Annotated in this window: 21 protein-coding genes; 2 read left to right on the top strand and 19 right to left on the bottom strand. The window is 34.6% G+C overall.

Features of this window, described 5'->3' with window-relative positions; translation table 11 throughout:
* Window positions 1-12: 12 nt before the first annotated feature.
* The 18 genes from RM520_RS05280 to gtfA all read right to left on the bottom strand — a co-directional run bounded on the left by RM520_RS05280 (window position 13) and on the right by gtfA (window position 22,708).
* Window positions 13-1,272, bottom strand: a complete 1,260-nt coding sequence (locus tag RM520_RS05280; protein WP_311387230.1) for an ABC transporter permease — start codon at window positions 1,270-1,272, stop codon at window positions 13-15.
* Window positions 1,273-1,289: 17 nt separating this feature from the next.
* Window positions 1,290-2,540 (bottom strand): ABC transporter permease, encoded by a 1,251-nt coding sequence (locus RM520_RS05275; protein WP_311384656.1) that lies wholly within the window; start codon window positions 2,538-2,540, stop codon window positions 1,290-1,292.
* A gap of 105 nt (window positions 2,541-2,645) precedes the next feature.
* Window positions 2,646-2,867: a hypothetical protein gene (locus RM520_RS05270; RefSeq protein WP_311387229.1), complete on the bottom strand. Its 222-nt coding sequence runs from the start codon at window positions 2,865-2,867 to the stop codon at window positions 2,646-2,648.
* Window positions 2,867-3,397, bottom strand: a complete 531-nt coding sequence (locus RM520_RS05265; protein WP_311387228.1) for a DUF420 domain-containing protein — start codon at window positions 3,395-3,397, stop codon at window positions 2,867-2,869. Before RM520_RS05265 ends, RM520_RS05270 begins: the two co-directional genes overlap by 1 nt.
* Window positions 3,398-4,138: an SCO family protein gene (locus tag RM520_RS05260; protein WP_311387227.1), complete on the bottom strand. Its 741-nt coding sequence runs from the start codon at window positions 4,136-4,138 to the stop codon at window positions 3,398-3,400.
* On the bottom strand, window positions 4,119-4,751 hold the full coding sequence (locus tag RM520_RS05255; RefSeq protein ID WP_311384652.1) for a hypothetical protein: 633 nt from the start codon (window positions 4,749-4,751) through the stop codon (window positions 4,119-4,121). The genes RM520_RS05260 and RM520_RS05255 overlap by 20 nt, the downstream gene beginning before the upstream one ends.
* A gap of 96 nt (window positions 4,752-4,847) precedes the next feature.
* Window positions 4,848-5,231 (bottom strand): cytochrome C oxidase subunit IV family protein, encoded by a 384-nt coding sequence (locus tag RM520_RS05250; protein WP_311384651.1) that lies wholly within the window; start codon window positions 5,229-5,231, stop codon window positions 4,848-4,850.
* 51 nt (window positions 5,232-5,282) lie between these two features.
* Complete coding sequence (locus RM520_RS05245; RefSeq protein ID WP_311384650.1) at window positions 5,283-6,257, bottom strand: cytochrome c oxidase subunit 3; 975 nt, start codon at window positions 6,255-6,257, stop codon at window positions 5,283-5,285.
* Window positions 6,258-6,349: 92 nt separating this feature from the next.
* Window positions 6,350-6,931: a cytochrome c oxidase subunit 3 gene (locus RM520_RS05240; RefSeq protein ID WP_311387226.1), complete on the bottom strand. Its 582-nt coding sequence runs from the start codon at window positions 6,929-6,931 to the stop codon at window positions 6,350-6,352.
* 8 nt (window positions 6,932-6,939) lie between these two features.
* On the bottom strand, window positions 6,940-7,839 hold the full coding sequence (gene cyoE / locus RM520_RS05235; RefSeq protein WP_311387225.1) for a heme o synthase: 900 nt from the start codon (window positions 7,837-7,839) through the stop codon (window positions 6,940-6,942).
* A 139-nt stretch (window positions 7,840-7,978) separates the two neighbouring features.
* Window positions 7,979-8,683, bottom strand: coding sequence for an energy transducer TonB (locus RM520_RS05230; protein ID WP_311384647.1), 705 nt, complete (start codon window positions 8,681-8,683; stop codon window positions 7,979-7,981).
* Between the two features lie 69 nt (window positions 8,684-8,752).
* A complete protein-coding gene (locus RM520_RS05225; RefSeq protein WP_311387224.1) occupies window positions 8,753-9,139 on the bottom strand; it encodes a VanZ family protein in 387 nt (128 codons plus the stop codon).
* Complete coding sequence (gene gcvH, locus RM520_RS05220) at window positions 9,132-9,512, bottom strand: glycine cleavage system protein GcvH (protein ID WP_311387223.1); 381 nt, start codon at window positions 9,510-9,512, stop codon at window positions 9,132-9,134. Before gcvH ends, RM520_RS05225 begins: the two co-directional genes overlap by 8 nt.
* 139 nt (window positions 9,513-9,651) lie before the next feature.
* Entirely contained in the window at window positions 9,652-16,815 is a 7,164-nt protein-coding gene (sov, locus tag RM520_RS05215) for a T9SS outer membrane translocon Sov/SprA (protein ID WP_311387222.1), read from the bottom strand.
* A 5-nt stretch (window positions 16,816-16,820) separates the two neighbouring features.
* The gene (gene ruvA, locus RM520_RS05210) at window positions 16,821-17,402 is read right to left on the bottom strand and encodes a Holliday junction branch migration protein RuvA (RefSeq protein WP_311387221.1); all 582 of its coding nucleotides are present in this window, start codon (window positions 17,400-17,402) and stop codon (window positions 16,821-16,823) included.
* 16 nt (window positions 17,403-17,418) lie between these two features.
* Window positions 17,419-19,713 carry an NADP-dependent malic enzyme gene (locus tag RM520_RS05205; protein ID WP_311387220.1) on the bottom strand — a complete coding sequence of 765 codons (2,295 nt, stop codon included), beginning with the start codon at window positions 19,711-19,713 and terminating at the stop codon, window positions 17,419-17,421.
* Window positions 19,714-19,801: 88 nt separating this feature from the next.
* The gene (locus RM520_RS05200) at window positions 19,802-21,127 is read right to left on the bottom strand and encodes an MFS transporter (RefSeq protein ID WP_311387219.1); all 1,326 of its coding nucleotides are present in this window, start codon (window positions 21,125-21,127) and stop codon (window positions 19,802-19,804) included.
* A gap of 123 nt (window positions 21,128-21,250) precedes the next feature.
* Entirely contained in the window at window positions 21,251-22,708 is a 1,458-nt protein-coding gene (gtfA, locus tag RM520_RS05195; RefSeq protein ID WP_311387218.1) for a sucrose phosphorylase, read from the bottom strand.
* 166 nt (window positions 22,709-22,874) lie between these two features.
* On the opposite strand from gtfA, the gene RM520_RS05190 reads away from it, so the two are divergent.
* A complete protein-coding gene (locus RM520_RS05190) occupies window positions 22,875-23,900 on the top strand; it encodes a LacI family DNA-binding transcriptional regulator (protein ID WP_311384639.1) in 1,026 nt (341 codons plus the stop codon).
* Here the strand turns inward: RM520_RS05190 and queG are convergent.
* A complete protein-coding gene (gene queG / locus RM520_RS05185; RefSeq protein WP_311384638.1) occupies window positions 23,889-24,812 on the bottom strand; it encodes a tRNA epoxyqueuosine(34) reductase QueG in 924 nt (307 codons plus the stop codon). The two genes, RM520_RS05190 and queG, sit on opposite strands and share 12 nt — an antisense overlap.
* 157 nt (window positions 24,813-24,969) lie before the next feature.
* On the opposite strand from queG, the gene RM520_RS05180 reads away from it, so the two are divergent.
* Window positions 24,970-25,725, top strand: a complete 756-nt coding sequence (locus tag RM520_RS05180) for an ABC transporter ATP-binding protein (protein ID WP_311384637.1) — start codon at window positions 24,970-24,972, stop codon at window positions 25,723-25,725.
* Window position 25,726 lies beyond the last annotated feature (1 nt).

Below are 25,726 nucleotides of genomic sequence, written 5' to 3'. Positions count from 1 at the left end.
GATTGATTGATTTTATTCTGTTCTTAAAGCATCAATAGGTTTTACTTTAATTGCACTCTGAGCGGGTATGAACCCTGCTAATAGACCTGAAATAATTAGTATTGTCAACGCTGCTGTTACGACTCCAATACCCACACTTGGATTCAAAAACATATCTACAGGACCTACACTATCTAATAAGGTATTGATTCCGAAAATAAATAACGAGCCAAATATGATTCCTGTCATTCCGGAAATTATTGTCAAAAAAATAGACTCCATTAATATTTGTTTTTTAATAGACCATGGGTTCTCACCAAGTGCTCTACGAATACCTATTTCCTTTGTTCTTTCTTTTACTACAATTAACATGATATTACTGACACCAATAACACCTGAAATTAAAACCAGAGTTCCAACGATTATTGCTATCCACCTCATAGCTGCAAACAAACTTTCAACTCTATTAAACTCTCTATATAAATCAAAATAACCAATAGCTCGTTCATCATCTGGGTGTACTTTTCTACTTTGTTTTACAGTGCTCACCACATCAGGCAATAAATCAGAAATTGACTTACCATCCTTAGCAGTTATTGCCATCCATCCTACATTATCTGCTCTATTAAAGGCTTGAGAAAAAGCTGTAAAAGGCACATAAATTTGTCGCTCACTATTCTGTCCACCACCATTACTTGATTTTTCTTTGTAGGTACCTACGACCATAAAATTGACGCCTTGAATTTTAAGATATGTTCCTAAAACGTCTTCATCTTCTTCGTAAAGATCTTGCCTAATACCATCACCTATAACAACTACTTTTCTTTTTTGAACAATATCATTATAATTCAAAAACCTGCCTTTAGCCGTATACATAGAATTCTGAAAAATTATCTCCGGATAATCACCAAAAACTCTATAAGTACCGCTTTCAGTTCCGTAAAAAACATTATCAACTCCTGTTGTTGTTCTTAACCCATTTCGTGGAGAGACTATTCTCAAATCGGGAACATTGTCCTTAATCAATTGTACATCACTAAGCTTGAAATTAAAATTTCTTCCTTCTGGCAATCCTTCATAAGGCATAGTTGTACTTTGGGTCCACATAAACATGGTGTTAGTAGCCACTCCACTAAAGTCTTGTTTAATTCCGTTTTCTAATCCTTTACCAGCAGATAGTAGAATTATTAAAATTAAGATACCCCAGAATACACCAAAAGCCGTTAATAAAGTTCTGAACCAATTTGATGTTAGTACTTCTAATATTTCTTTCCAACGATCTCTATTAAACATCTTTAATTCTCTTTTGGTTATTCATCTCTTAAGGCATCAATAGTATGAACTCTAACTGCTCTCCATGCAGGAAAAAAACCGGCTATAGCACCGGCTACCACTAAAACAATAACAGTTGCAAATGCTACTTGAAAATTAACAGATGGATTTAATACATAGTCAATTTCAATATTAGGTCCAACAATTTCTAAAAGGGCCATACTCAAAATTAAACCTGAAAATCCGGAAATTGCTGTTACGAAAATCGACTCATGTAAAATCATCGCTATGATACCCAGAGGTTTTGCTCCCAATGCTTTTCTAATACCAATTTCACGTGTTCTTTCTTTCACAACAATCATCATAATATTACTCACGCCAACAACCCCAGCTATGATGGTACAAACGCCAACAAACCAAAAGAAAAATTTGATATTCCCAGTAAGGGCATAATAACGCTTGGCCTCTTCAATAGGGTTCCAAACTCTTATAGCTCTCTCATCTTCAGGTGAAACCCCATGAACTTCATTGAGGTAACTCTTCATTTCTGTTACAAATTTTTCAGAGTTAGCTACTGTTTCGCCAATAGACCCTTGGTCAGGCAACATATAATTAAGATTATTAATTTTATCACCTCCATTAAAGGTGAGCTGCGCAGTTGAAAGGGGAATAAATATTCTTTCTTCTTCACCTTCATCATCTCCATATTCTCCAAAAACTCCAATAATCTTGAAACCTGCTCCAGAAATGGTGATATACTCTCCCAAAGGAGAATCCAAATCTGCAAAAACCTCTCGCTTTATTTTATTGCTAATTACAGCGACTTTACGATTGTTATGAACATCAGCTTCATTAATATAGCGACCTTCAGAAAGGTATTCGTTTTCAATAGTTTGTAAATCTGGTGTTGTACCAGCCACATTATAAACTAGAAGATTATTATCGTATACTACCTTGACATTTTGCGGAAAGTAAAGCACGGAAGCTTTTTCGTATCCTTCACCCATTTGATTGGCGATGACATCGTAATTTTCATTCCTTAGTTGTATTCTTCGACCGGGATTCAAACCTTTATATTCAATTGTTGTTCTCCCAGGCCAAACCCAAATACTTGTCGCAGCATCGCCTTTAAACTCGGCCTCAATGCCATTTTGCATACCTTGACCAAAACCTAATAAAATAACTAAGATGAAAATACCGGAGGCAACAGATACACCTGTTAGAAAGGTGCGTAACTTATTCTTACGAATAGTATCAAATATCTCTTGCCATCTTTCGATGTCAAACATTGGGTTGGATTTAATTGATTGATGAAATACGCTAGCGTACATTATTAAGACTAACGTGAACCCGAAATGTTACAGTTTTTTGAAAAAAAATTAAAAAAAAATGAATTAGCTATTACGAAGCTTTCTGTAAATGAAGTAAAACAAGCCTCCAACCAAAACATAAGGTATAGCCATAAGGTAAACGATACCATTGTTTATGCCTTCTGCTTGACTATTATCGGATTCACTTTCAAGTGCCGCTCTGCACATGGCACATTGCGCTTCAACATCATTTGAAATGAGAAAAAAACTAGCAAAAACCAAAAATATAGTGACGCTCTTCTTCATTAGCTATAATAAGGTGAAATCATTAGATAAACTACAACGCCGGTTACAGCTACATATAACCAAATTGGAAAAGTATATTTTGACCATCTTTTATGAGCTTCAAAATCTCCAAGGTAAGTTTTGCTGTAGGTTATTAACACCAAAGGAATTATAGCTATAGACAGTGTTATATGAGAAAATAATATAAAAAAGTAAACATATCTTATAAAACCCTCACCACCAAAAGAGGTGGATTCAGAAGTCATATGATAGGCCACATACATCACCAAAAATAGTACCGATAATACTATACAAGTAGTCATCACATTTTGATGTAATTTTTGTTTACCATTTTTAATAGCAAGTACTGCAATAATTAACAGTATAGCTGTAAGTCCATTTATACCTGCGTAAATTGGAGGTAAAAAAGTTAAAGGCTCTACATTTGGTATTTTATAACCAAATAAAATGGCTACTACCAAAGGTATAGCTACTGATAAAATGGTAATCCAAATTTTAATCTTCTTTTCATTCTTTGCAACTGCTTCCATCTATTCTGCTAATAATTTTTGAATATCCTCTTTTAAAATTGTTATTTGTTGTGCTTCACCCTCATTGTTTACACCCTGTTGTTCCGTAATTGTTCCTCGATAATATATTAATGGATTACCAAACCTGTCAGTTCGTGAACGAATGTAGCCCTGCTTATCTACTAAGGCAAACATGCCTGAGTGCTCGAAACCACCAGGAGCGTCCTCTACCTCATTAGCCAATATATAAAACCCTTCGCGAGCTAGATTATAAATTTCTTGCTGATCACCTGTCATTAAATTCCAGTTTTCATTAGTAATACCATACCGTTTTGAATACCTCTTTAAAACTAAAGGCGTATCATATCGAGGATTAATCGTAAAAGATGCAAAGCCCAATTCCGTATCAGAAAAAGTGTTTTGCAACTCAACCAAATTGGAGGTCATTACCGGGCAAATAGTAGGGCATGTAGTGAAGAAGAAATCAACGACATAGACTTTACCTAAATAATCCTTATTTGAAACCAGAACACTGTCTTGATTCAAAAATGAAAAATCAGGCACTTTTCTTTTTTGCCCATTACTAACAATATAAGATAAAGGTGAAACAACAACTGTACTGCCAAGTCTATCATTTTCTACTACCGTGCCTTGTTTTAAACGCTTTGTAATTTCATATACGGCAAAGACACCAAAAATTAATATGATTGCTGAAACCCAAACGTAGGTGTATTTCTGTTTTTTATTTGCTCCTGTCGGCATTGTTCTTTTTTAGCGCTAAGCGGTACTCAGCAAGAATGATTTTCATATCATCTTCCATCTTATTATTCAAATCTGCTACAGATGTTGTATTGAAGCCATATTTAGTGCCCAAATCTTCATCATCATCACGACCCCTTAAGTTTCTATCTTTATCAATAATAAATACCTGAGGTGTTCCTAATTGAGCATCTAAACTTGTATTGGTTTTTAAACTATCAAAAAGAGATTGGATTTCATCCGGACTTGCGAAGACAAAGTTCCATTTATCGACTGGGGATAATTGACCCAACTCGGTTTTTAATTTTTTTACATCCTCCTCTTGTCCAATCGGTACAACCATAACCAATTGAAAATCATTAAACTCATGAAACCTTTTGTAGATTTTTTGATTTAGGTTAAATGCATTACCCTTGCGCTTTTCAACATTTGAACCTAAAAATCCTAAAATAGTAATCTTATTTTGTAAAGTCACAGACTTGTCTAAATGGACAACATTATCAACTTGTGGAGTTAAGACAGGCAATTTTCCAAAATTATTGACACCAGAGGCAAAAAATAAGTACGCTACCAAAGGAAAAATAAACAATACCACTAAGACTAATGTTTTTTTCATGGAGCTAACTTAAAACAAAGATTATTTCAATTGTAAAAATAAAAAAAGACGGTTATAAAACCGTCTTAAATACTATCAATAATACCAATGGGCTATCTAAAAATTCCAGGCAAAAAACCCATTTGTAAATACCTCATATATATATGTGGCTTCTAGAAGCAATATAAAAACTAAATAAGAAACCAAAAAGATTGGTGTCCAAACAATAGCTCTTCTCAGAGAACTCTTTTCATCTCTAAGATGCATAAAATCCCATGCTATGTAATACGCCTTTACTAAGGTTAGAATAATGAATATCCAATTCAATAATTTCATTCCTAAAAAAGACGTTTTAATCAAAAATTCAGGTTTAACAATACCCAAACCTACCTCAACAGCGGTAACAATAGTCAAAAAGATTAGAACACCCCAAATCTTTTGAGTGTTTGACTTAAACTTTAATAAGCCTCTGAAAATTTCTAATTTATGCTCGTGTGCCATGTATGTGCGTTATTATAAAGATTCCCGTGTTATCGGGAAGACAACTTATTTTTATACCAAATAAAAGAATGTAAATACAAATACCCACACTAAATCTACAAAGTGCCAGTATAATCCAACTTTTTCAACCATTTCATAATGCCCTCTTTTTTCATAAGTACCAAGTATGACATTAAAAAATATAATTACGTTAATCACAACTCCTGAGAATACGTGAAAACCGTGAAAACCTGTTATAAAGAAGAAGAAGTCTGCAAAAAGTCTACTCCCATATTCGTTTCGAATAAGATTTGCACCTTCAACAACTCTCACTGCATCGGTTAATCGACCAAGAGATTCTTCTCTGTTTAATAAAGTCTTTTCTCCCTCTTCATTTATAGTCTCTGTTCTTATCAGAATGTTAGGGTTCGCCTTAAAACCAGCTATAACTTCATTTAAAGATACTGTTGGTAACGAAGCTTCCGATGTGTACCAAACTCCTTTATCAGGTGTGTCTTGTACTCTATCTTCTTGAATTGTTGTAGCAAACGAAGTAATGGCAGCTCTTTCTCCAGTATCAGCCTTTACAAATTGTAAGACACGACCACCTTTGGTTTCTAAAGCTCCGTAATCACCTTTAATGAATGTTGCCCATTCCCAAGCTTGAGAACCAACGAAAATAGCTCCACCAATAATAGTTAAAAACATGTACCATATCACGGCGTTCTGTTTCATTTTATGACCTGCGTCCACAGCTAAAACCATGGTTACAGAGGACATAATCAAAACAAAAGTCATAAATGCCACATAAATCATAGGATAGTTACCATGGAAGAAGGGCACGTGCGTAAAAACCTCATCGGCTATTGGCCAAGTTTCAATAAACTTAAATCGTGAAAATCCATAAGAGGCAAGAAAGCCTGAAAAAGTCAAGGCATCAGAAACTATAAAAAACCACATCATTAATTTTCCATAGCTCGCTCCTAGTGGTCTATTGCCACCATCCCAAACGTTTTCTTCATTACCGGTAGTTACCGTTGTATCCATAAAAACAATCGTTTTAATAAAACTTTAGCAAAAATACATCTTTTGCTGTATTGAAAAAGTCATTCTTTCTAGAAAACCAATCTTTCTAGTATTTATTTTACAAAAAACATGAATAGGATTAAATAAACCCATAAAAAATCTAAAAAATGCCAAAATGTTGCCCCTAATTCTAAGCCCAACATATTTTCAGAAGTATACTTACCTCTAACCTGTTGAACAATAACAACCAATAGTGAAATCAAGCCCGCCACTACGTGTAAAATATGAACAAAAGCTATTAGAAAAATGTACGACATTTTAATATTGCTTGTTGGCCCAGTGAAATAATAGCCGCTTTCTAACATTTGAGAAAAACCAACAAACTGCAAAACAATGAAAGCAACTCCTAAGCCAAGCGTTGTCCATAAAAGTAATGTTGCTTTTTTCTGGTCACCATCCTTGACGCTTTTCTTGGCAAAATAGTAAGTCAAACTACTTATAATTATTAAAAGCGTACTGACAAAGAAAGCTTGAGGTAAATCAATGTTATCAAGCCAATCTTTTCTCTTACTACTTACAATATAAGCACTAGTCCATCCAGCAAAACCCATAATCAAACTAATGATACCAAACCATAGCATCATTTTCTTTGCTCTATTATTCTTCTCTTGTGGTGTTCCTTGGGTTAAATCCATATCATTAATCAAATAAACTTATCTATAACAAATACTATCTGCATTAAAGTGATATATGAAACACTTGCCAGCATCAGTTTTCTGGCAGATATATTATCTCTTTTTTCATATAACTTAAAAGCAAAAATTAACATAACTACTCCCATCAAGAAAATGATGATTGCGGCAATCACTGAAAGTTCTAATCTACCGGTAAAACCAAATGCAGGCATTATAGAGATAACAATCATCCAAATTGTATACAATATAATTTGTAAAGCGGTTCCTGTATCTTTCTTACCAGTAGGAAGCATTTTAAAACCTCCCTTTTTATAATCTTCATCCAACATCCAACCCAGTGCCCAAAAATGAGGAAACTGCCAAAAAAATTGAATCATAAATAAGGTACCTGGTTCAATTCCAAAATCATTAGTTGCGGCAACCCAACCTAACATAAACGGAATGGCGCCAGGAATTGCACCAACAAATACTGATAAAGGAGTTTTTGTTTTTAGTGGGGTATACAGACTAGTGTATAAAAAAATTGAAATTGCTCCAAAAAGAGCAGTCTTAGGGTTTAAAAAGTAAAGAGAGACTACTCCGAGGATGGTTAAAACGATAGCTATAACCAAAGCATTCTTTCTAGTCACTCTGCCAGCTGGTAGAGGTCTATTCTTAGTACGTTGCATCAACGCATCTAAATCTTTTTCTATTATTTGATTGTAGGCGTTAGATGCGCCCACCATACAATATCCGCCAAACGCTAAAAGAAGAATTGAGACAAAATCAACTTGATAAGCTCCTAAAAAATAACCAGCTATAGAAGAAAAAACGACACTAACGGCTAAGCGAACTTTAGTAAGTTCTTTAAAATCAGACATGGTCATTGACCATGTTGCTTGTTTTATCGTTCCTGCAGCTGTTTTCATAATGGCTTGCAAAGATAAGGTCGCATGATTTCATTTGCAACGAATTGAATATGTTTATCTTATTTAGGTATAGGGCTTCAACCAAACAAAAAACCCTTACCAAAAAGTGGTAAGGGTTTTAAAAAATTATATATAAAGTTTACTGCAACTTAAATGTAATTGGAATACTAAAAGGAACTTTTACCGCTCTTCCACGTTGTTTTCCTGGAGTCATTTTAGGTAATTTATTGATAATTCTTAAAGCCTCAGCTTCTAAGTTTTTATCTGGTCCACGCATTCTAATGTTTCCGATACTTCCATCTTTCTGAATAACAAAAACTACACTTACACGACCTTGCACACCCATTTCTTGAGCAATTTCAGGATAACGGAAGTTCTTACGAATATGTTTTTGCATTTGTTCTTGAAAACATTGCTTCTTATTACTTGCGCCTTCACAACCTGGAAAAACAGGCACATCTTCAATTACAGCAAACGGAACTGAGATATCTTCGTCAATCTCTTCAACCTCTACATCTTCAACTTCCATAACCTCTTCTTCTTGGCTAGTCTCAGTTGATTCAATAACAGTTTCTTCAACCTCTTCTTCGTCTTCCACGACTTCAATAACTTCTGGAGCAGCAGGTGGCGGTGGAGGTGGTGGAGTTTTAATTTGCTCCGTCATTGGAACCTCTTCGTCCAACTGATCTTCAATATTTAAGGCAATATCATAATCATTACCCTTATCATATTTTTTCCACTCTAAACCTACATAAACAAGCAACATAACTGCTGCAAGGCCAATTACAAAGTAAAGAGCACTATTTCTGCCTACATCAGCTTTCGGATTCTTCTTTGGTTCCATTTGTTTAAATTTTAATGTTCGCTAATTTAATTATTAATTCGATATATAAAAACCTAAAATGCGTCATTTTTACTTTGCAGTGAGTGAAAGGTACTTTTTAATGAGTAAAACACCTGCAAAGGCACCTAGTGTATTCGCAAGTACATCCCAAATTTCTGCAGCGCGATTAAAAGGCATTACATATTGCAAAACCTCAATTGATATGCCATAAATAATAGAAAAAAGAACCAACTTACTGAGCGTCTTTTTTAAATTAAACACATCATTTTGATTTTCTTTAAAAGAAAACACACCAAAAATGACAAGTACACAATGAAAAATAAAATGGACTATTTTATCAAAATAAGGAATATTAATACCGCTTGACACGTCTTCTGAAAAAGAAAATAAGCTGGCAAGTGTTATTAAAACCAGCCAGCTTACAAAACTTATTGTAAATAAATGCTTTTTAAGCACCTATCAATTCTTTGTATTCAGCGTCACTCATTAATTCTTCTATTTCCGCTGGATTGCTAAATCTTATTTTCACCATCCACCCTTCTCCATAAGGGTCTGAGTTTACTTTTTCTGGTTCATCTTCTAAAGCCTCGTTAAACTCAATCAGTTCACCAGTTAAAGGAAGAAACAAATCAGAAACAGTTTTTACAGCTTCAACGGTACCAAATACCTCTTCTTTGTCTAAAGTTTCGTCAATAGTTTCTACTTCTACATAAACAATATCACCAAGTTCACCTTGAGCAAAATCAGTTATGCCAACGGTCGCAACATCACCGTCTATCTTTACCCACTCGTGGTCTTTTGTATATTTTAATTCTGGTGGTAGATTCATCTTGTTCTATTTTGTCTAGTAACAAATGTAAACGTTATAATAAAGGTTTTCAAAAAATTGAGGACGAGATTTTAATTAAATCTGCAACTAAATAAAAGACCTTTAAGTTGCTCTGCGCTTTCTTTAAATAAAGAAAACATTAATTACCAAAATTATACCTTAGAGTGAAACCTGCATTGACCGTAGTTTGTGGAAAGGCAGTTGATACTTTAAATTGAGAAAATGAGTGGTCGTAAAAGAACAAAGCATTTAAACTTTTACTTAAAGCATAATCCGCAGTAAACTTTATAGACCATAATTCTTGACCCGCTGTAATTTGATTGTTATCTATATCAAGATTACGAATTAAGGTGATATTATCACGTAACGATAAATCTGCTTTTAAGTTCAAATCGCCCTTTAAACGAGTTTTCTCACCACCAATATTTGCAACAAATTTTACTTCTTTAAATCGATACCCAAGTCCGACAGTATATTCCTTACCATTAATTTCAGTTAGTAGGTTATTGTCAAAACTTAAAGAAAATGTTCTATCCGTTCTGACTTCAGCCAAGACACTCATTGAATTTTTCATTTCAAAATCCATTCGAATTAGTGGATTGAATTCATCAGTCAAGACAACATTATTAATGATATTTTCTGATAAAATATTTCCTGTTTCAGAATTTATTGGAGCGAAACCGTCTTTAATGAGCTGATTACGTTCTAAATTGGTTTGAAAAGAATTAATACTATATGCAGAACGATAACCATGTTGAATAGAAAAACGTTTAAATTTTTTCTTAAACCACTTGTTCTTCATTAAACCGGTATACTTAATATTCCAGTTAGGTATCGGAATTTCACGAAAGGCATCTAGGTTAACGCGGTCTACATCTTGTCCAGTTATAGCAGCAAAAAATGCAGGCAATAAGACATCTTGACTCGTTTTTCCATAACCAATAGGAAAACCATCTTCATCAACCCCAGTAACATTCGCATTACGATCAGACACTATTCTATTCGCAATTGTAATTCGGTTGGCTTTGAATTCTTCAAAAGTCGCAGAATCAAATTCATCGCTTTTTCTAAAAGCCGTTCCAATCATCATTGTTGAGATACTGAAATTTCCAAAATTATTGGCCAGTAATTGATTGTATTGCAATCCTCCATTTATATCATCCGGTATTACCTCAAAGGTTTCTTGAAGGCTATTAGAAATTTGTCTGTCAGCGGTTAAATCAATGGTTAAATCTTGAGTAGGTTGAGCGGTAGCTGTAATGCTCAGTTGTTTTGAATTATTCTGTAAAAATTGTGAATTGAAACCATCAAACTGAGTTAACCATCCTCTTTTAGCTGCTTCAAAACGCACATCACGTTGACTACCAAAAACAAAACCTAAAGTAGGCCGAGCCGTACCTAAAAAGCCTATAGATTGAGTATAACCAGGTAATACTTTTCCACGATTTTCACTATAATTAATATTAACACGTTTGACCATGGTCAATATATCAATAGCAGTATTCAAGCCTTTACTTGTTTTCTTCTTAGGTTTTTCATCTTCGCCATCAGCGGTGTTACCCGCTTTATCTCGTCTTGCTCGTACAGCTGCTGCAGCTTCTTTTCCAGTCCTTTTTTTAAGACCCAGATAATCATAAAAGCTCTGCATGGTTAAATTTGCTGTCAAATTATGAGTGCTCGCGTTCTGAACGGTATTAATATCTTCTCCCGCAACCTCCAACAATGCATCACCACCGCGTTGCCAATCAAAATTACTGGTATAAGTATACTGTGCGTTAATAAAATTTAAGAATGGAAATTTACTAAAAGGCAATTCATAATTCAATTGCATTTGTTGCGCATGACGGTTAGGCTCACCAATATCGAAGAAACCATCCCAAAGATTAAGAGAATCTTCAATTAAAGGTCTTCCTTCATTATCAACATCATTGCTAAAATAATTACGTACAATATTGTTATTTGAAGTAGTAAGATTAATTCGTAGCGATTTACTCAAACTATAGTTTAAGGCATATTGCCAATTGAACAAATAATTACGCTGTTGCAACAAAGGCAAATCCAATGCCTCAATACCGGGCTCTAGAACATCACGAAAACGTTGCTGATTAAAGGAACGATTGTAATTAGCATTAACCGAAACACTGGTTGGCAAAAGATTGAAGTTTAAGTCTTTCAACCACTTCCAATATTCACTGGTGAACAAGGAATCTTTTTTGGCGAATGGAGCAACAGGTGCAGGTTTAAAATTATGATTGTAAACAAAACCAGTAGTCACATTCTGATCTCTCAAATTTGCTACTTCAAAATCTCTATGATTTGTCTCATTATAAGAGTAATTGAAAGTGAAATTTTCAATATCATAAAAATTCGCATCAGCTTCATCTCCCCTATTTTTTCGCACTCCAATTAAATTTATACTTCTTCTTTTGGTATAATCTTCAGCTTGCTCAAGTATAGTTTCAGCTTCTTGTTCCGTATCAGCAGCAGCAATTCTATCATCTAATTTTAAATCATCATAAACAGGGTCAAACTCAGGTGTTATAACCGTTTCAGAAATTCCATAATTAAAGGGAATTTGGATTCCCCACTTTTTTGGTAACAACTGCCCTACATTAACATTCGTAACAACATCATAAGAAATAGCATCTTCTCTAGCCCTTTCATTTGGCATCTGGTCAATAGACCCAAAACCAGATGTACTCGTGCTACCTGTTGCCGTTACATTTGCAAAATCAGCCATATTAGCGTCTAGTGCTGCGATAGCAGCCCAACCGCCATTATTATCTAAACCAGCTAAACGTAATTCATTAAACCAAACTTCACCTTGAGCTGGCAGGTCATCAATGTTTTTAATACCAACCATCATACTTCTAATACTACCTAAAGATGGATTACCACGAATACCTATTCTTACTTGGCCAAGTGTTCTAGGTGAGAATTCGTCAACTGCCACAACTTCGCCACCTTGAACTTCATAATAATTGATATCGTTTAAACTTTGGTTGGCTATACCCAACGATTTGACTTTATTTAAATCGGCTAGTACAATCTCTAGTTCATTTACTTCAGGCCAAATTTCTTCTGCCGATGAAGACCCAAAAGGTGTAAATTGTAATGGTAATTCTAACTGATAAAAATTTTCCGAAAAATCTGTTCCAATTCTTAAAAAACCTACTAAAGGAGTATCATCATCTGAATAATCGGTATTTAATATTTTTTCGGCATGCATGAACATTTTAATCTTTTCATACTGACGAACATCAATATTCACATTCTTAAATACTCCTCGGGAATCTTCTGATTCCAAATTTTCAACCACAAAAGAAAGTGATTGTTCATTTTGGCGAATAATCGTGTTATTATTATTGAGTTGTTCTCGAATAACCCCTGGAGGTAAAACATATGGGATTGGTATTCTTCCACTATTTTCCTCAATATTTACGGTGTTTACATCAGTAACCGTTCCATCATCTGCTGGATTGTTATCAATATCCGGATCTTGCAATGTGTTCGTATAAGTTCTCCAATCTCCACGGACAAGATCAAGAGTTGCAAAACGAAGCACAACATCATCTGTAAACCCAGTCATGTACATTCTCATGAAACTGACAGATCTAAAATCGGTAATACCTCCAATAGCACCTGTAAAATCGCTTAAAGGAATCTTATATTGAATCCACCTGCGATTTAATTGGGTATTGTTAGGTAGCGTCGGGGTTTGTCCTTCACGGATATCAGTAACGTATTGGTCATCTATGGTAGTATTTGGTTTGATTTGAATACGATATTCATAATAACTATCAACCGTATTCATGGTCAAATCGCGATCTACATCTTCCACATCAGGAAGCGTTGTAGACCCCCTATTGGTATTTGTAACTTCTACTGGAGAATTACCTTCAGGATTATTAAAATCTAAATATCTTTCTAAAACTCCACCTTCGCGATTTAAATAATACACATAATTATCTAATGCAGGATCTTCAATTGGACCATTATAAATTGCAGCTTCGGCTGTATCATCAAAACCATCAAAACCAATATCTTGTTGTGCTCTATTGTTTTCATCAGCATCGAATGCATACACTAAAGATTGTGTAGAAGGCACCTGACCCCAAATAGTTGGTCTTGGTGTTTCTGTTGAAGTTGTACTCGGTAATCCGTTTTCGTACTGTTTTCTTCCATCAGGTAAAATGTCTTCGGAAATATTACCTAAATTCAGGACTAACTCACCAATATTAGCACCAGTGGTCTCTCCATCAACATAAGGATCTAAAACCCAAAATTGAACGAATTCAACATTTGACTGTTCAAAATTTGTACTACTTAAGGATCTCATTATACCGGCCCAGTTATCTTGAGGAACGGCTCCGAAACCATCACTAGCATTATAAGGTCCTTTTTGGGTTGGATAATACGCTAAATCTAAAGTTCCTTGAACCGTAGTTTGTCCTTGTGCAATATCAACTTGCGGAAATACCTCATCAATAAAAACCCTTCGCGTTGAGTTTAAAGATATATCGCCATCCGTAACACCATCTGGTCGTTGGTTGGTGTAAAATATTGGATCAATAGTATACCAGGCTAATTTAGCTCTTTCATATCCAGCTGCTAAACCATCCTCATCATTTGGCACACCAACTGGTGGACTAGCTAAAGACCAACCTAAAGAAGAACGAATATCTATTAAAGCCTGAGCCCCTTCAAAATCATCTAGATACGTAGTTGTTTCACCCTGAAAATCAGCGTTTTTAGGTGAATTAGGCGTTAAAGCTGCTATTTCACCTCGTATTGAAATATTGGAAGGAACATCGGTGTCAATATTTGGTAACTTATTGGCTAACCTTGTTAAAAATGGAACCTCAGTACTAAAATTACCATTGAAACCATAAATAGTATTATTAACTGGTTCCACACCAAAATTTGATTTTTGAGTTAGAGGTCTTTCATTTAAGTTTAAAAGCGTACCTCCGATAACAAAGTTTTCGCTAATCTTATGTTCAACATTTACTCCGGTAAATCTTCTGGTTTGCTGTCCGAAAACTGCATTATTTTCTACTGAAATATTAATTGGTGTATTGGAGGCTTCTAAACTAGGATCTAGTAACTGAACAGTACCAGCTTGGTAATTTACAGTATAATCAATACCCTCTTGTAATTGTCTACCACCCGCAGTAACTCTAACAGAACCTCGAGGAACATTAAATGCTCCGATAGGAATACCATTATTTCCTTGAGATTTATAACGACCTTTTAATTGAAACCGGTTCTTTTCAGCATCTTGTAAAGAGGCTGCTTTTGTCTTAGCATACATGTTTCTAAAAACATAACGCTGTTGATTTTCATTATAACCTTGATCGTTCTCAACTTCATAAGTACCACCACCGAGTTCGTTAAATAAATATTTACCAAACGGTTCAACTTTTGTAAAAATAATACGCCCACTTTGCGTATCAACTGTGATTCCAGGGACGTAATCAAAAAATCCGTCACCGCCTGGCTGCACATCATTATAGACATTTAAGCGGTCAAGATTAAAAATATTTAATAGTATTCGGTCTTCAAAACCTTCAGGCCAACCCACATCTGGGTTAACAGGTGTAATGTAGTTTCTAGGGGTTGGATCTGAATATAAAATATTCAACTTAAAATCTTCTTGACTCAATTGAAAAGCACCTGTCGAATAAATATTTTTCATCATCAAATCCCAAATAGGATCACTGACATTTGTGATATTACTTTTCAATAATTTTAGAATCAATGTATTGTTTTCTATAATAGGATTTGCACCACCAGAAACGGTTGTAGCGTCAATGCCTCCATTAGCAAACTCACCTACTTGAAATACATCACCGTTAAAAGTATATTGAAAAGCAACCCCTAAAACCTCATCATTACTTAATCTTTGATTTAATGAAATATATCCTAATTGAGTATCAAACTGATAATCTCTACCTAATTCTAATTTTCTAGCATTTTCTAATATCGCATAATCGAACCCTTGATTTGGGGTATATCCATTTGAAAAATTAAAACCATTATCAACAGTAGCAATATCTCGGATAGCGCTATTGAGCACTCCACCTGCATCAATTAAAGCAGGGTCATAATCATTTGCTCCATTTCGAGGTAAAGCACCTATATCAAAAATATTAAAGAAACCGGCCGGAACTTGACCTTCACGACCTACTCTAGTCTTCTCTTGCCCATCAGGTCCCAATTGTGCTTCACCTAAATCTTGGAGGGCTACTATATTTCGAACATTTAACGTCTGTTGATTTCTATTTGTCACCCATACTTCTAATCGGGTGATTTGAACTTGACTTTGGATAAATGGGTAATTAGTAAGAGCAGCATCATAATTATCTCTAAAGTATTGGGCGAGAAAAAAGTGTTTATCTTCATCATAGTCTAAGGCTGTTAACGCAAATTCATTCAAGGTGCCTCCACCCTGAGCTACAACCGTATTATTCTGTGAGCGCTGTTCAGAAAAAACTGCTGTCACTGTAGTTTTTCCAAATTGCAATTGTGTTTTTACACCAAATAGACTTTGAGCGCCGGTAATCAATGAACTATTGAGCGGCATATTGACATTACCAACTTCTATTGAGCGTAAAATATCATCCTCGGTTGGCGTATAATCTAACTTGACTAGATTTTGAAAATCAAAAGTGGCCTCAGTATCATAGTTAGCTGTTACTTGTAATCGTTCGCCAACCTTACCCAGCATACTCAAACTTATACGTTGATCAAAATCAAAAGATAAATTTGTTCGATTCCTTGGAGACAACGCAGGATTATCATTTTTCTGCCAAATAATTCCTAAGTCCATCGCGACAGAACCTTGAGGTATTACTTCAATAGTATTACCACCAAAGACAGATTCAAAAAAGTTGCTGTTGACATAAAAATTTGGAAGTAGATTTTTCCTCGCTTCTTCACTTCCTTCCTTTCTACCAGAAAAAGCATCAATCTTTTCTTTGAAGTAAGATTTCATGCTCTCTTTTCTAACCAATTCATAATATTGGTCAGGAGTAAGAAATAAAGGATAGTTCACATTAAAATCACCAACACTTTCGGTATAAACATAGCGATCAATTTTAGAATCGTAATTGTATTTTGAAACAATGCTATCTGGATTGTCTAACAAGATTTTACCAAGAGTAAAACCTGTCTTAACCGAATCAACAGGTTGCTGATTGGTTTCTTGGGCTTGCAAAGATGCAATACCTAAAAAAAATATTAATAAGAAAAAACCCTTAAACCAATAAGGCTTAAGAGATGCTTTTACCCCTCTTTTCAAACTAGTTACAAATTTTTCAGCGCCAATTTTATAATGTTCTCGACGCTCAGCGAGGAATCTTGCGAAAGAACCCGATCTACAACCTTTTCAGATTGTCTTCTTACAAAACCAAGAACCTCTAAAGCAGATAACGCTTCTTCTTTTGTAGTATTGTTTGATTGAAGGGAAACTTCGTCCATATCGTAGACTTTAAGAATCTTATCTTTTAAATCTAAAATTACTCTTTGGGCAGTTTTTGCACCAATACCCTTGATTGTCTGTATTTTAGGTACATCGCCCCCGGCAATAGCCTCCTTAATTTGGGTAGGGTCTAATGATGACAACATTGTTCTGGCTGTACTTGCACCAATACCGGAAACAGATAACAATAATCTAAAAATTTCTCTTTCCGCCTTTTGAGCAAAACCAAATAAGGTGTGAGAATCTTCTTTGACCTGAAGATGGGTAAATAGTTGAATATTCTCATCATCTTTTAGCTGAGAAAATGTATGAAGTGAAATATTTAGAAAGTATCCTACTCCATTGCATTCAATTACAACATAAGTGGGGTTCTTCTCAACTAACTTTCCTTTAAGATGATGAATCATTTATAAATTTTATATTTTATTTTCCAGTCTTAGCCTTCTTTCGCTTTTCTCTTTCTTGTGCATCAATTACTGCAACCGCTGCCATATTAACCATTTCATCAACACTAGCTCCCAATTGTAATATATGGACAGATTTTCTAAGACCGACCATGATTGGTCCAATTGAACTTGCTTTATTCAAGCCTTTAAGCAACTTATAGGTAATATTCGCTGCATCCAAATTTGGGAATATAAAGGTGTTCACTTTTTTACCTGCCAACTTCGAAAAAGGAAAGTTATTATGACATAACTCTTGATTCAAAGCAAAGTCAGTTTGAATTTCACCGTCCACTACTAAATCAGGATTCTCTTTATGCAAAATACGAACAGCCTCCCTTACCTTCGATGCTTCTTTATGACTTGAAGATCCAAAATTAGTATATGATAACATAGCCATAACGGGATTAAAGCCGAAAGTAGTAGCCACATTTGCAGTCATCTGGGCAATCTCTGCTAATTCTTCTGCGTCAGGGCTAATATTTATGGAGGTATCAGCGAGAAATAATGGCCCTCTTTCAGTTATCATAATATTCACAGTTGATGCATTACCAACACCTTGTGCTCTTCCGATTACTTCAAATACTGGTTTAAGCACTTTTGGATAAGCTCTAGAATAACCAGAGATCATTCCATCAGCATCACCTTCAACTAACATCATTGATCCAAAATAATTGCGCTTACCCATATTTACCCGAGCACTGTAACGAGTTTCGCCTTTACGCTTTCGCATTTGCCATAACTTATCAGCATACATTGTGCGCACGGTATTGGATTCGTCAGACCTTGGATCTATAATCTCTACATCAGCATTGAAATCTAATTCCTTTTTAAGTGTAGTTATGGTTTCTTTATTTCCGAGCAAGATTGGAATTGCAATGCCTTCATCATAAACTATTTGAGCAGCTTTAAGCACATCTAAAAGCTCAGCTTCGGCAAAAACAATTCGTTTTGGATTTACCTTTGCCCTATTATGGAGCATTCGAACCACTTTATTGTCATTACCTGATCGCAACAGAAGTTCTTCCTCGTATTTACCCCAATCTTGAATAGGTGCTTTTGCAACTCCACTCTCCATTGCCGCTTTTGCAACAGCCGGAGGAATAGTTGAAATCAATCGAGGATCAAAAGGTTTAGGAATTATATATTCTTCACCAAATGTTAATCGCGTTGTATCGTAAGTAATATTTACTTGTTCAGGAACAGGTTCCTTTGTTAAATCAGCTAAAGCTCTTACTGCAGCCATTTTCATGGCCTCGTTAATCTTAGTTGCTCTAACATCTAGTGCACCTCTAAAAATGAAAGGAAAGCCTAAAACATTGTTCACTTGATTGGGATGGTCTGAACGACCAGTTGCCATAATTATGTCTTTACGCGTTTTACAAGCCAAATCATATTCAATTTCCGGATTTGGGTTTGCCATTGCAAAAACTATAGGGTTTTTTGCCATAGATGTTAGCATGGCTGGCGAAACAATATCTGCCATAGAAAGACCTATAAAGACATCCGCATCTTTCATAGCATCATCTAAAGTTGCAATATCTCTGTTCGTTGCAAATTCAGCTTTTTGAGAAGATAAATTATCTCGGTCTTTTCTTATAACACCTTTGCTATCAAGCATTACAATATTATCTCCTTTGGCACCAAAAGCCTTGTAAAGCCTAGTGCAAGAAATAGCAGCAGCACCAGCGCCACTAACTACTATTTTTACATCTTCAATTTTCTTTTTGATTAATTCTAAGGCATTCAACAATGCTGCAGCTGAAATAATTGCTGTACCATGTTGATCATCGTGCATTACAGGAATGTCCAATTCTTTTTTTAACCTCCGTTCAATTTCGAACGCCTCAGGTGCTTTAATGTCTTCAAGATTGATACCACCAAAAGTGGGTGCAATTATTTTTACAGTTTCAACAAATTTATCTACATCTTCAGTATCCAATTCAATGTCAATACCATCTATATCCGCAAAGATTTTAAAGAGTAAACTTTTACCTTCCATTACAGGTTTAGAAGCTTCAGGGCCAATATTGCCTAAACCTAAAACAGCTGTTCCGTTAGATATAACGGCGACAACATTACCCTTTGCTGTATACTTGTAAACATCATCCTTATTTTTTTCAATTTCCAAACAAGGTTCTGCAACACCAGGAGAATAGGCAAGTGCCAAGTCTCTTTGAGTTGCATATGGCTTTGTAGGTACTACTTTAATCTTACCGGGTTGCGGTTTGGCGTGATATATTAATGCCTCTCTGCGTTGTTTCTCTTTACTCATACCTTCGGATTGGAGTGCGTAAATTTAAGGGTATTCAATGGAACACAAGTTGGTGTATTAAACTAAATATGTAATTGTTAATCAATTATTATTTGGCTTCAATTTCAGAATTTGATTTACTAATATTCAGTCTTGTGGCAAGTATTGCTGAAATCAAAAAGAATACTCCGGCAAACAATATAGCATTTACAGCATTACCGCCTAACAAGTATTTATAAATTGGACCGAATGTTAAAGTCTCTATGCCCATAGGAATTACAATCATCATATTAAGAATACCCATGTAAACCCCTCTTCTTTCTTGAGGTACAACTTTAGAAACCATCGTGTAAGGGATACCCATCATTGCTGCCCAACCAATTCCGAATAAAACCATAGGTATTAACACTAATAAAGAATCATCGATGAAAGGAATAACAAAAAGCGCCAGTGCTGTACCAACTAAACTATAAGCGTAAACCTTTTTACCTCCATATTTTAGAGTTAAGGGCACCAAAGCTAAGGCTACAACCATTGTAACAATATTATAAGTTAAACTCATCTGTGCTGATTGCGAGGCCGCCTCAGATGTTGAATAGCCCATTGTCAATTTGAACAAGGGTGTAATATATTGCCAATAAATAAATAAAGCATACCATTGAAAAAGGTACACCGCTCCAATCTTCCACATAAAAGAAGGCATCTGCTTAATCGCAGAACTAATTTCTTTAAAAGGTTTAGCAAGACGAACGCCAAAAGGTTGTCCTTTGTCATGATTTATTTCCTCCAATTCCTCATCTGAAGGAGGGATTTCGGGCGTTTTAAATACCGACCATAGAATTGTTGCTATTGAAAGCATTCCACCGATATAGAATGAATAATAAAGCCATTGCGGAATTTCACCAGCGACCTCAACGGATTCTCCGCCGAATAAGTACTGAAACAAAACAATGGAACCGTTAGCCAATAATATACCGGCCCCAACAAAAAGACTTTGCATTTGATACCCTAGGCTCAATTGTTTCTCCGGAAGTTTATCACCTACGAAAGCTCTATAAGGTTCCATAGCCATATTGTTACCAACATCAAGAATCCATAGTAATCCTACAGCAAACCATAGAACTGGACTACTTGGGAAAGCAAACAAACATATGCTTCCTATTATTGCTCCAATCAGAAAATAAGGTTTACGCCTACCCCATTTGGGTGACCAAGTTTTATCTGACATTGCGCCAATTATAGGCTGAATTACTAAACCAGTGACTGGACCTGCGATATTTAAAATGGGTAACATTTCTTCTGGAGCACCTAGATAAAGAAATATTGGATTAATAGCGGTTTGTTGTAAACCGAAACTATATTGAATTCCTAAGAATCCAACATTCATATTAAAAATTTGCCAAAAACTTAAACTAGGTTTTTTAATCAAGCTCATATCTTCAGAAGTTTGTTGGTTTTAAGTTGCACAATAATGTTTCAAAAATTTCAACTTTATTGAAAATATTCCTGTAATCTAAAGAAATTATTGTAAAAATCTTTTATGAAAATTAGGAACTTTTTAAAAAAGGACCTTTTCTTTTTCTATTTCATCATAAAAAGTAATATTTAGTTTCATTTCTGATAAATTAATAGCTAGAACAGCCCAAGTATCTTCATTCGTCCATTTCAGTTGTAATTCATTATTTAAAGTATCTAAAACCTCAAATTGGCCATTAAATGCAGAGTGCTGATTTCTAAAAAGAATCAATTTCTTAAAATCATTAAAAAACCTTGATTTCAAAACAGCATCTATTTCTTCCTGACTATAATAATGTCTATTGATATCTCTACCTACATTCGTATTTGATAATAATTCCATGTCATTATCACCTGCAAATAATCCCACGTAGTATACTTGCGGAATTCCGGGTACAAAAAACTGAATAGCTCTAGCTATTAAGTAAGCATTTTCATCTTTGCCTAAAGCCTCAAAATAAGTACAATTAACTTGGTATAAGTCTAAATTACTCGCAGCAGCACCAGTAGCTTTTTTGCTTGAATCTTTACTATTTATGTGAATTTGTTCTACAATTTTTTCTAAGGTTGTATCAGGTATTAGTCCAGCGCGGTTACCTTCTGATGCTACATCAACTACGCCTATTCCATCATGAGTATCTAAAACGGTTATCACATTTTTGGGGGCAATCTTCAACCAATTTTTTAAGTTGCTTGAATTTGCATTGAAAATAGTATCAAGTACTAAAACTGGTAGAGCAAAATCGTAAACATAATCTACTTTCTTTGCTATTTCAATTTGAGTTTGGTAAAACGAGTGAATCTCTACCAATACCTCTATCCCCTTTGACTTTGCTTTTTGAGTTAAGTCATCAATAAAATCAAAAGTCTCTTTTATCATAAAACAAGAAGTACCAGCTTTTTTGATGGCATAACCGGCCGCATCTAAACGAATCATACTAACGCCCGCTTTCTGAAAAACGGTTAATATATTTTCTAAATAAGCAAGACCAATGTTAGAGTTAACATCAATATCAATTTGGTTTGATGTAAAAGTGGTCCATACAGCCAGCTCTTTACCATCTTTTAATTGAAACTTCGTAAAGGGTGAACCAGGTCTTGGTCTATAAATTTTTAAAATTTCTTCTTCACTAATATCTTCGGAAAAAACCTTATCCCTTGTGAGTACTAAATCGAAAAACTCAGATTTACTGCCTTTCTCTAAAAAATCTTTAAACTGCGAAGATTCTGCAGAGATATGATTCACAATCAAGTCTGCCATTACTTCTGATGCTTTAGCCAAACTCTTTAAATCATTCCAATCTCCCAATCTAGAATCAATTTGCATATGATCTATTGGATCAAAACCGGCATCTTTACCATCAATTGGATAATAAAATGGCAGCAAATGAACTCCACCAAAAAGCCCATTTAATTTACTTTGCAACATGTATTCTAATTCAGATATTGAATTACAACCAATTCTATCTACATAGGTTATTAATTGAACTTGGTTCTTCATGAAAGTTAAAATTTAGACTTGGACAACATTATAATTTTAATTTTTAAAAAAAAACATCTTAAAGTTAAGTCACAAATTAGTTATAAGATTTTGGATTCTGTTTAGATATTTAACGAAAACGTTTTTGTTCCGTCGTACTGACATTTTTTCTCTATCTTGAAAGAATATGAGCAGAACAACACTACAGCAAATTGCTATTAGTTTAGATATTTCTGTAACAACAGTTTCTAAGGCTTTAAGATCTTATCCTGATGTAAGCAAAGAGACGATTGCCAGAGTAAAAGAAGAGGCTAAGCGATTAAATTATAAACCCAATGCCTTTGCTGTAAATCTAAGAACACAAGAATCAAAAACAATTGGGCTTGTAATACCTGAAATTGTTCATCAATTTTTCTCTAGCGTAGTCAAAGGTGTTATTGAAGAAGCAGAAAAACATGGATATGTCGTCATTATTCTTCAGACAGATCAGAAAATGCAAATTGAGAAAAAAAGAATTGAATTTTTAATTGAAAAACAGGTTGACGGTATATTATTAGCCTTAGCTGATGAGACTATTAGTTATGATCATCTATATGAAGTAAAATCATTAGATCTACCCTTAGTAATGTTTGACAAGATTGCAAAATTAGTTGAATGTTCTAAAGTCATTATAGACGACAAAAAGGCTGGCTACATGGCAACAAAACATCTTATAGATACAGGATGTAAAAATATTGCACATTTTAGAGGGCCAATGATGTCGCAAAACTCAATCGACCGTTTTCTTGGGTACAAAAAAGCCTTAGCTGAACATAATATTGTTTTCAAAGAAAGCAACGTATATAGTTGTTTAAAAATGAGTTTTGAAGAAGGTCAAGAAAATGGAAAAAAAATGATTGAAAAGAACAACGGTATTGATGGTGTTTTTGTCAATACCGATTTGGTAGCAGTAGGTTTAATTACTCAGCTTAAGAAAATGGGAATTAAAGTACCCGAAGAAATTTCGGTTATCGGCTTTAGTAATTGGTTTTTATCTTCGATAACCACACCCTCACTCACAACAATTTCTCAACCTAGCTTTAGTATGGGGCAGCTCATTTTTAAACTACTTTTATCTGAGATTAAAAATCGAAAAAATAATATACCTGTCGAGTTTGAAACTGTTATTATGCCTACAGAACTTATCGTAAGAGAATCGACTTTAGCTAGATAAAAACTTCACATTCCTTTGGAGTCCTGAAAACTTTGTTCTTTTTACGGCAGACTTCTGAAAAATCTTTTTAAAAACATCTTCAGTAATTTCTTCCCAATCTTTTTTGGTCATTGAAAGTAAATCAGCATTGGGATTAAATAAGGGTTCTCTATGTGGTTTAGAAAATTTATTCCAAGGACAAACATCTTGACAAACATCACAACCAAACATCCACTCATCAAACTTACCTTGAAATTCATTCGGAATTTCATTCTTTAGTTCAATAGTGAAATAAGAAATACATTTACTACCATCTACTTTATATGGTTCTACAATAGCTTGAGTCGGACAGGCATCAATACATGCAGTGCAAGTGCCACAATGGTCAGTTACCGGAGTATCATATTCCAAATCTAAATCCACTATTAACTCAGCAATAAAATAGAAAGAACCTACTTGTTGCGTTAATAAATTACTGTGCTTTCCAATCCACCCTAAACCGCTTTTGGCTGCCCAAGCTTTATCCAAAACTGGGGCTGAATCAACAAATGCTCGGCCATTGACTTCTCCAATTTCTTCAGAGATAAACTCTTGGAGAATTTTTAATTTAGATTTGATGACATGATGATAATCATGACCATAGGCATACTTTGAAATCTTATAGGTATCCTCTATTTGCTCATCTTGAGGGTAGTAATTCAATAATAATGAAATAACTGATTTTGAACCTTCAACTAACTTGGTTGGGTCTAGTCGTTTATCAAAATGATTAGTCATGTACGACATTTCACCATGCATATTTTGATTTAACCAGCTTTCTAAACGTGGAGCTTCTTCTTCTAAAAACTCAGCTTTTGAAAAACCGCAAGACAAAAAACCAAGCCGTTTGGCCTCGTCTTTAATCAATTTTGAATAGGTCTCTTTAGAACTCATTTTGGCATTAAACAGCTATTAGCTAAAATACACATCAAAAAAGAAAAACTTCGTTAATTTAGAGTTCAGAGGAAAAAAATATAAAACCAAGTAGAACAAAAAATGTAACATTTTTTGTTTTTAGATACTAACTAACGTATTCTATTAAACCAACGACATGATACGAATAGATAATCTTACCAAATCTTTTACCTCGAAAACAGGGAAAGGTTTTAAAAAAGAAACCGTTACCGTCAACGCGGTCAACAATGTTTCATTTGAATGTAAACCAGGAAGAATTTTTTCGCTTTTAGGGCCAAATGGGGCTGGTAAAACAACTACACTAAGAATGATTGCTGGTATAATTAACCCAACTTCTGGTAATGCAGTAGTTGACAATGTTGATATATCTCAAGGTAATGATGAAGTTAAAAAGCGAATAGGTTTTTTAACCGGTTCTACCGGGCTTTATGAAAGACTAAATCCTGATGAAACTCTAGATTTCTTTGGAAAGTTATACCGATTACCAGAACCATCTTACTCTGAACGTAAAGAATATCTTTTTGAAAAATTAGGTATTAATGAGTTTCGAAAAAAGAAACTAGGACAAATGAGTACGGGTATGAAACAAAAAGTTTCCATAGCCAGAACACTTATTCATGATCCAGAGGTATTGATTTTTGATGAGCCTACTTCAGGTCTAGATGTTATTACTGCAGATAGTATTATTGATTTGATTAGAGAATCCAAAGAGAATAATAAAACTGTTATTTTCTCATCTCATATAATGAGTGAGGTTGATTTATTATGTGATGACCTTGCCATTATTAGTAAAGGTTCTATTATTTATAATGATTCCTTTGACAACTTCAAAAAGGAAATGAAAGCTGACAACCTAACACAAGAATTCATTAACCGAGTAAACGAAGCATAAG

The sequence above is a fragment of the Croceitalea vernalis genome (genome assembly GCF_031846405.1).
Taxonomy (GTDB): Bacteria; Bacteroidota; Bacteroidia; order Flavobacteriales; family Flavobacteriaceae; genus Croceitalea; species Croceitalea vernalis.
Note: the sequence above shows the minus strand (reverse complement) of the source record. Positions and strands in the feature narration are given on the sequence as shown.

Excerpts from the sequence above, each read along its gene's own strand:
- RM520_RS05280 (WP_311387230.1), bottom strand. The coding sequence starts at position 1,272 with ATGTTTAATAGAGATCGTTGGAAAGAAATATTAGAAGTACTAACATCA.
- RM520_RS05275 (WP_311384656.1), bottom strand. The coding sequence starts at position 2,540 with ATGTTTGACATCGAAAGATGGCAAGAGATATTTGATACTATTCGTAAG.
- RM520_RS05270 (WP_311387229.1), bottom strand. The coding sequence starts at position 2,867 with ATGAAGAAGAGCGTCACTATATTTTTGGTTTTTGCTAGTTTTTTTCTC.
- RM520_RS05265 (WP_311387228.1), bottom strand. The coding sequence starts at position 3,397 with ATGGAAGCAGTTGCAAAGAATGAAAAGAAGATTAAAATTTGGATTACC.
- RM520_RS05260 (WP_311387227.1), bottom strand. The coding sequence starts at position 4,138 with ATGCCGACAGGAGCAAATAAAAAACAGAAATACACCTACGTTTGGGTT.
- RM520_RS05255 (WP_311384652.1), bottom strand. The coding sequence starts at position 4,751 with ATGAAAAAAACATTAGTCTTAGTGGTATTGTTTATTTTTCCTTTGGTA.
- RM520_RS05250 (WP_311384651.1), bottom strand. The coding sequence starts at position 5,231 with ATGGCACACGAGCATAAATTAGAAATTTTCAGAGGCTTATTAAAGTTT.
- RM520_RS05245 (WP_311384650.1), bottom strand. The coding sequence starts at position 6,257 with ATGGATACAACGGTAACTACCGGTAATGAAGAAAACGTTTGGGATGGT.
- RM520_RS05240 (WP_311387226.1), bottom strand. The coding sequence starts at position 6,931 with ATGGATTTAACCCAAGGAACACCACAAGAGAAGAATAATAGAGCAAAG.
- cyoE (WP_311387225.1), bottom strand. The coding sequence starts at position 7,839 with ATGAAAACAGCTGCAGGAACGATAAAACAAGCAACATGGTCAATGACC.
- RM520_RS05230 (WP_311384647.1), bottom strand. The coding sequence starts at position 8,683 with ATGGAACCAAAGAAGAATCCGAAAGCTGATGTAGGCAGAAATAGTGCT.
- gcvH (WP_311387223.1), bottom strand. The coding sequence starts at position 9,512 with ATGAATCTACCACCAGAATTAAAATATACAAAAGACCACGAGTGGGTA.
- ruvA (WP_311387221.1), bottom strand. The coding sequence starts at position 17,402 with ATGATTCATCATCTTAAAGGAAAGTTAGTTGAGAAGAACCCCACTTAT.
- RM520_RS05205 (WP_311387220.1), bottom strand. The coding sequence starts at position 19,713 with ATGAGTAAAGAGAAACAACGCAGAGAGGCATTAATATATCACGCCAAA.
- RM520_RS05200 (WP_311387219.1), bottom strand. The coding sequence starts at position 21,127 with ATGAGCTTGATTAAAAAACCTAGTTTAAGTTTTTGGCAAATTTTTAAT.
- gtfA (WP_311387218.1), bottom strand. The coding sequence starts at position 22,708 with ATGAAGAACCAAGTTCAATTAATAACCTATGTAGATAGAATTGGTTGT.
- RM520_RS05190 (WP_311384639.1), top strand. The coding sequence starts at position 22,875 with ATGAGCAGAACAACACTACAGCAAATTGCTATTAGTTTAGATATTTCT.
- queG (WP_311384638.1), bottom strand. The coding sequence starts at position 24,812 with ATGAGTTCTAAAGAGACCTATTCAAAATTGATTAAAGACGAGGCCAAA.
- RM520_RS05180 (WP_311384637.1), top strand. The coding sequence starts at position 24,970 with ATGATACGAATAGATAATCTTACCAAATCTTTTACCTCGAAAACAGGG.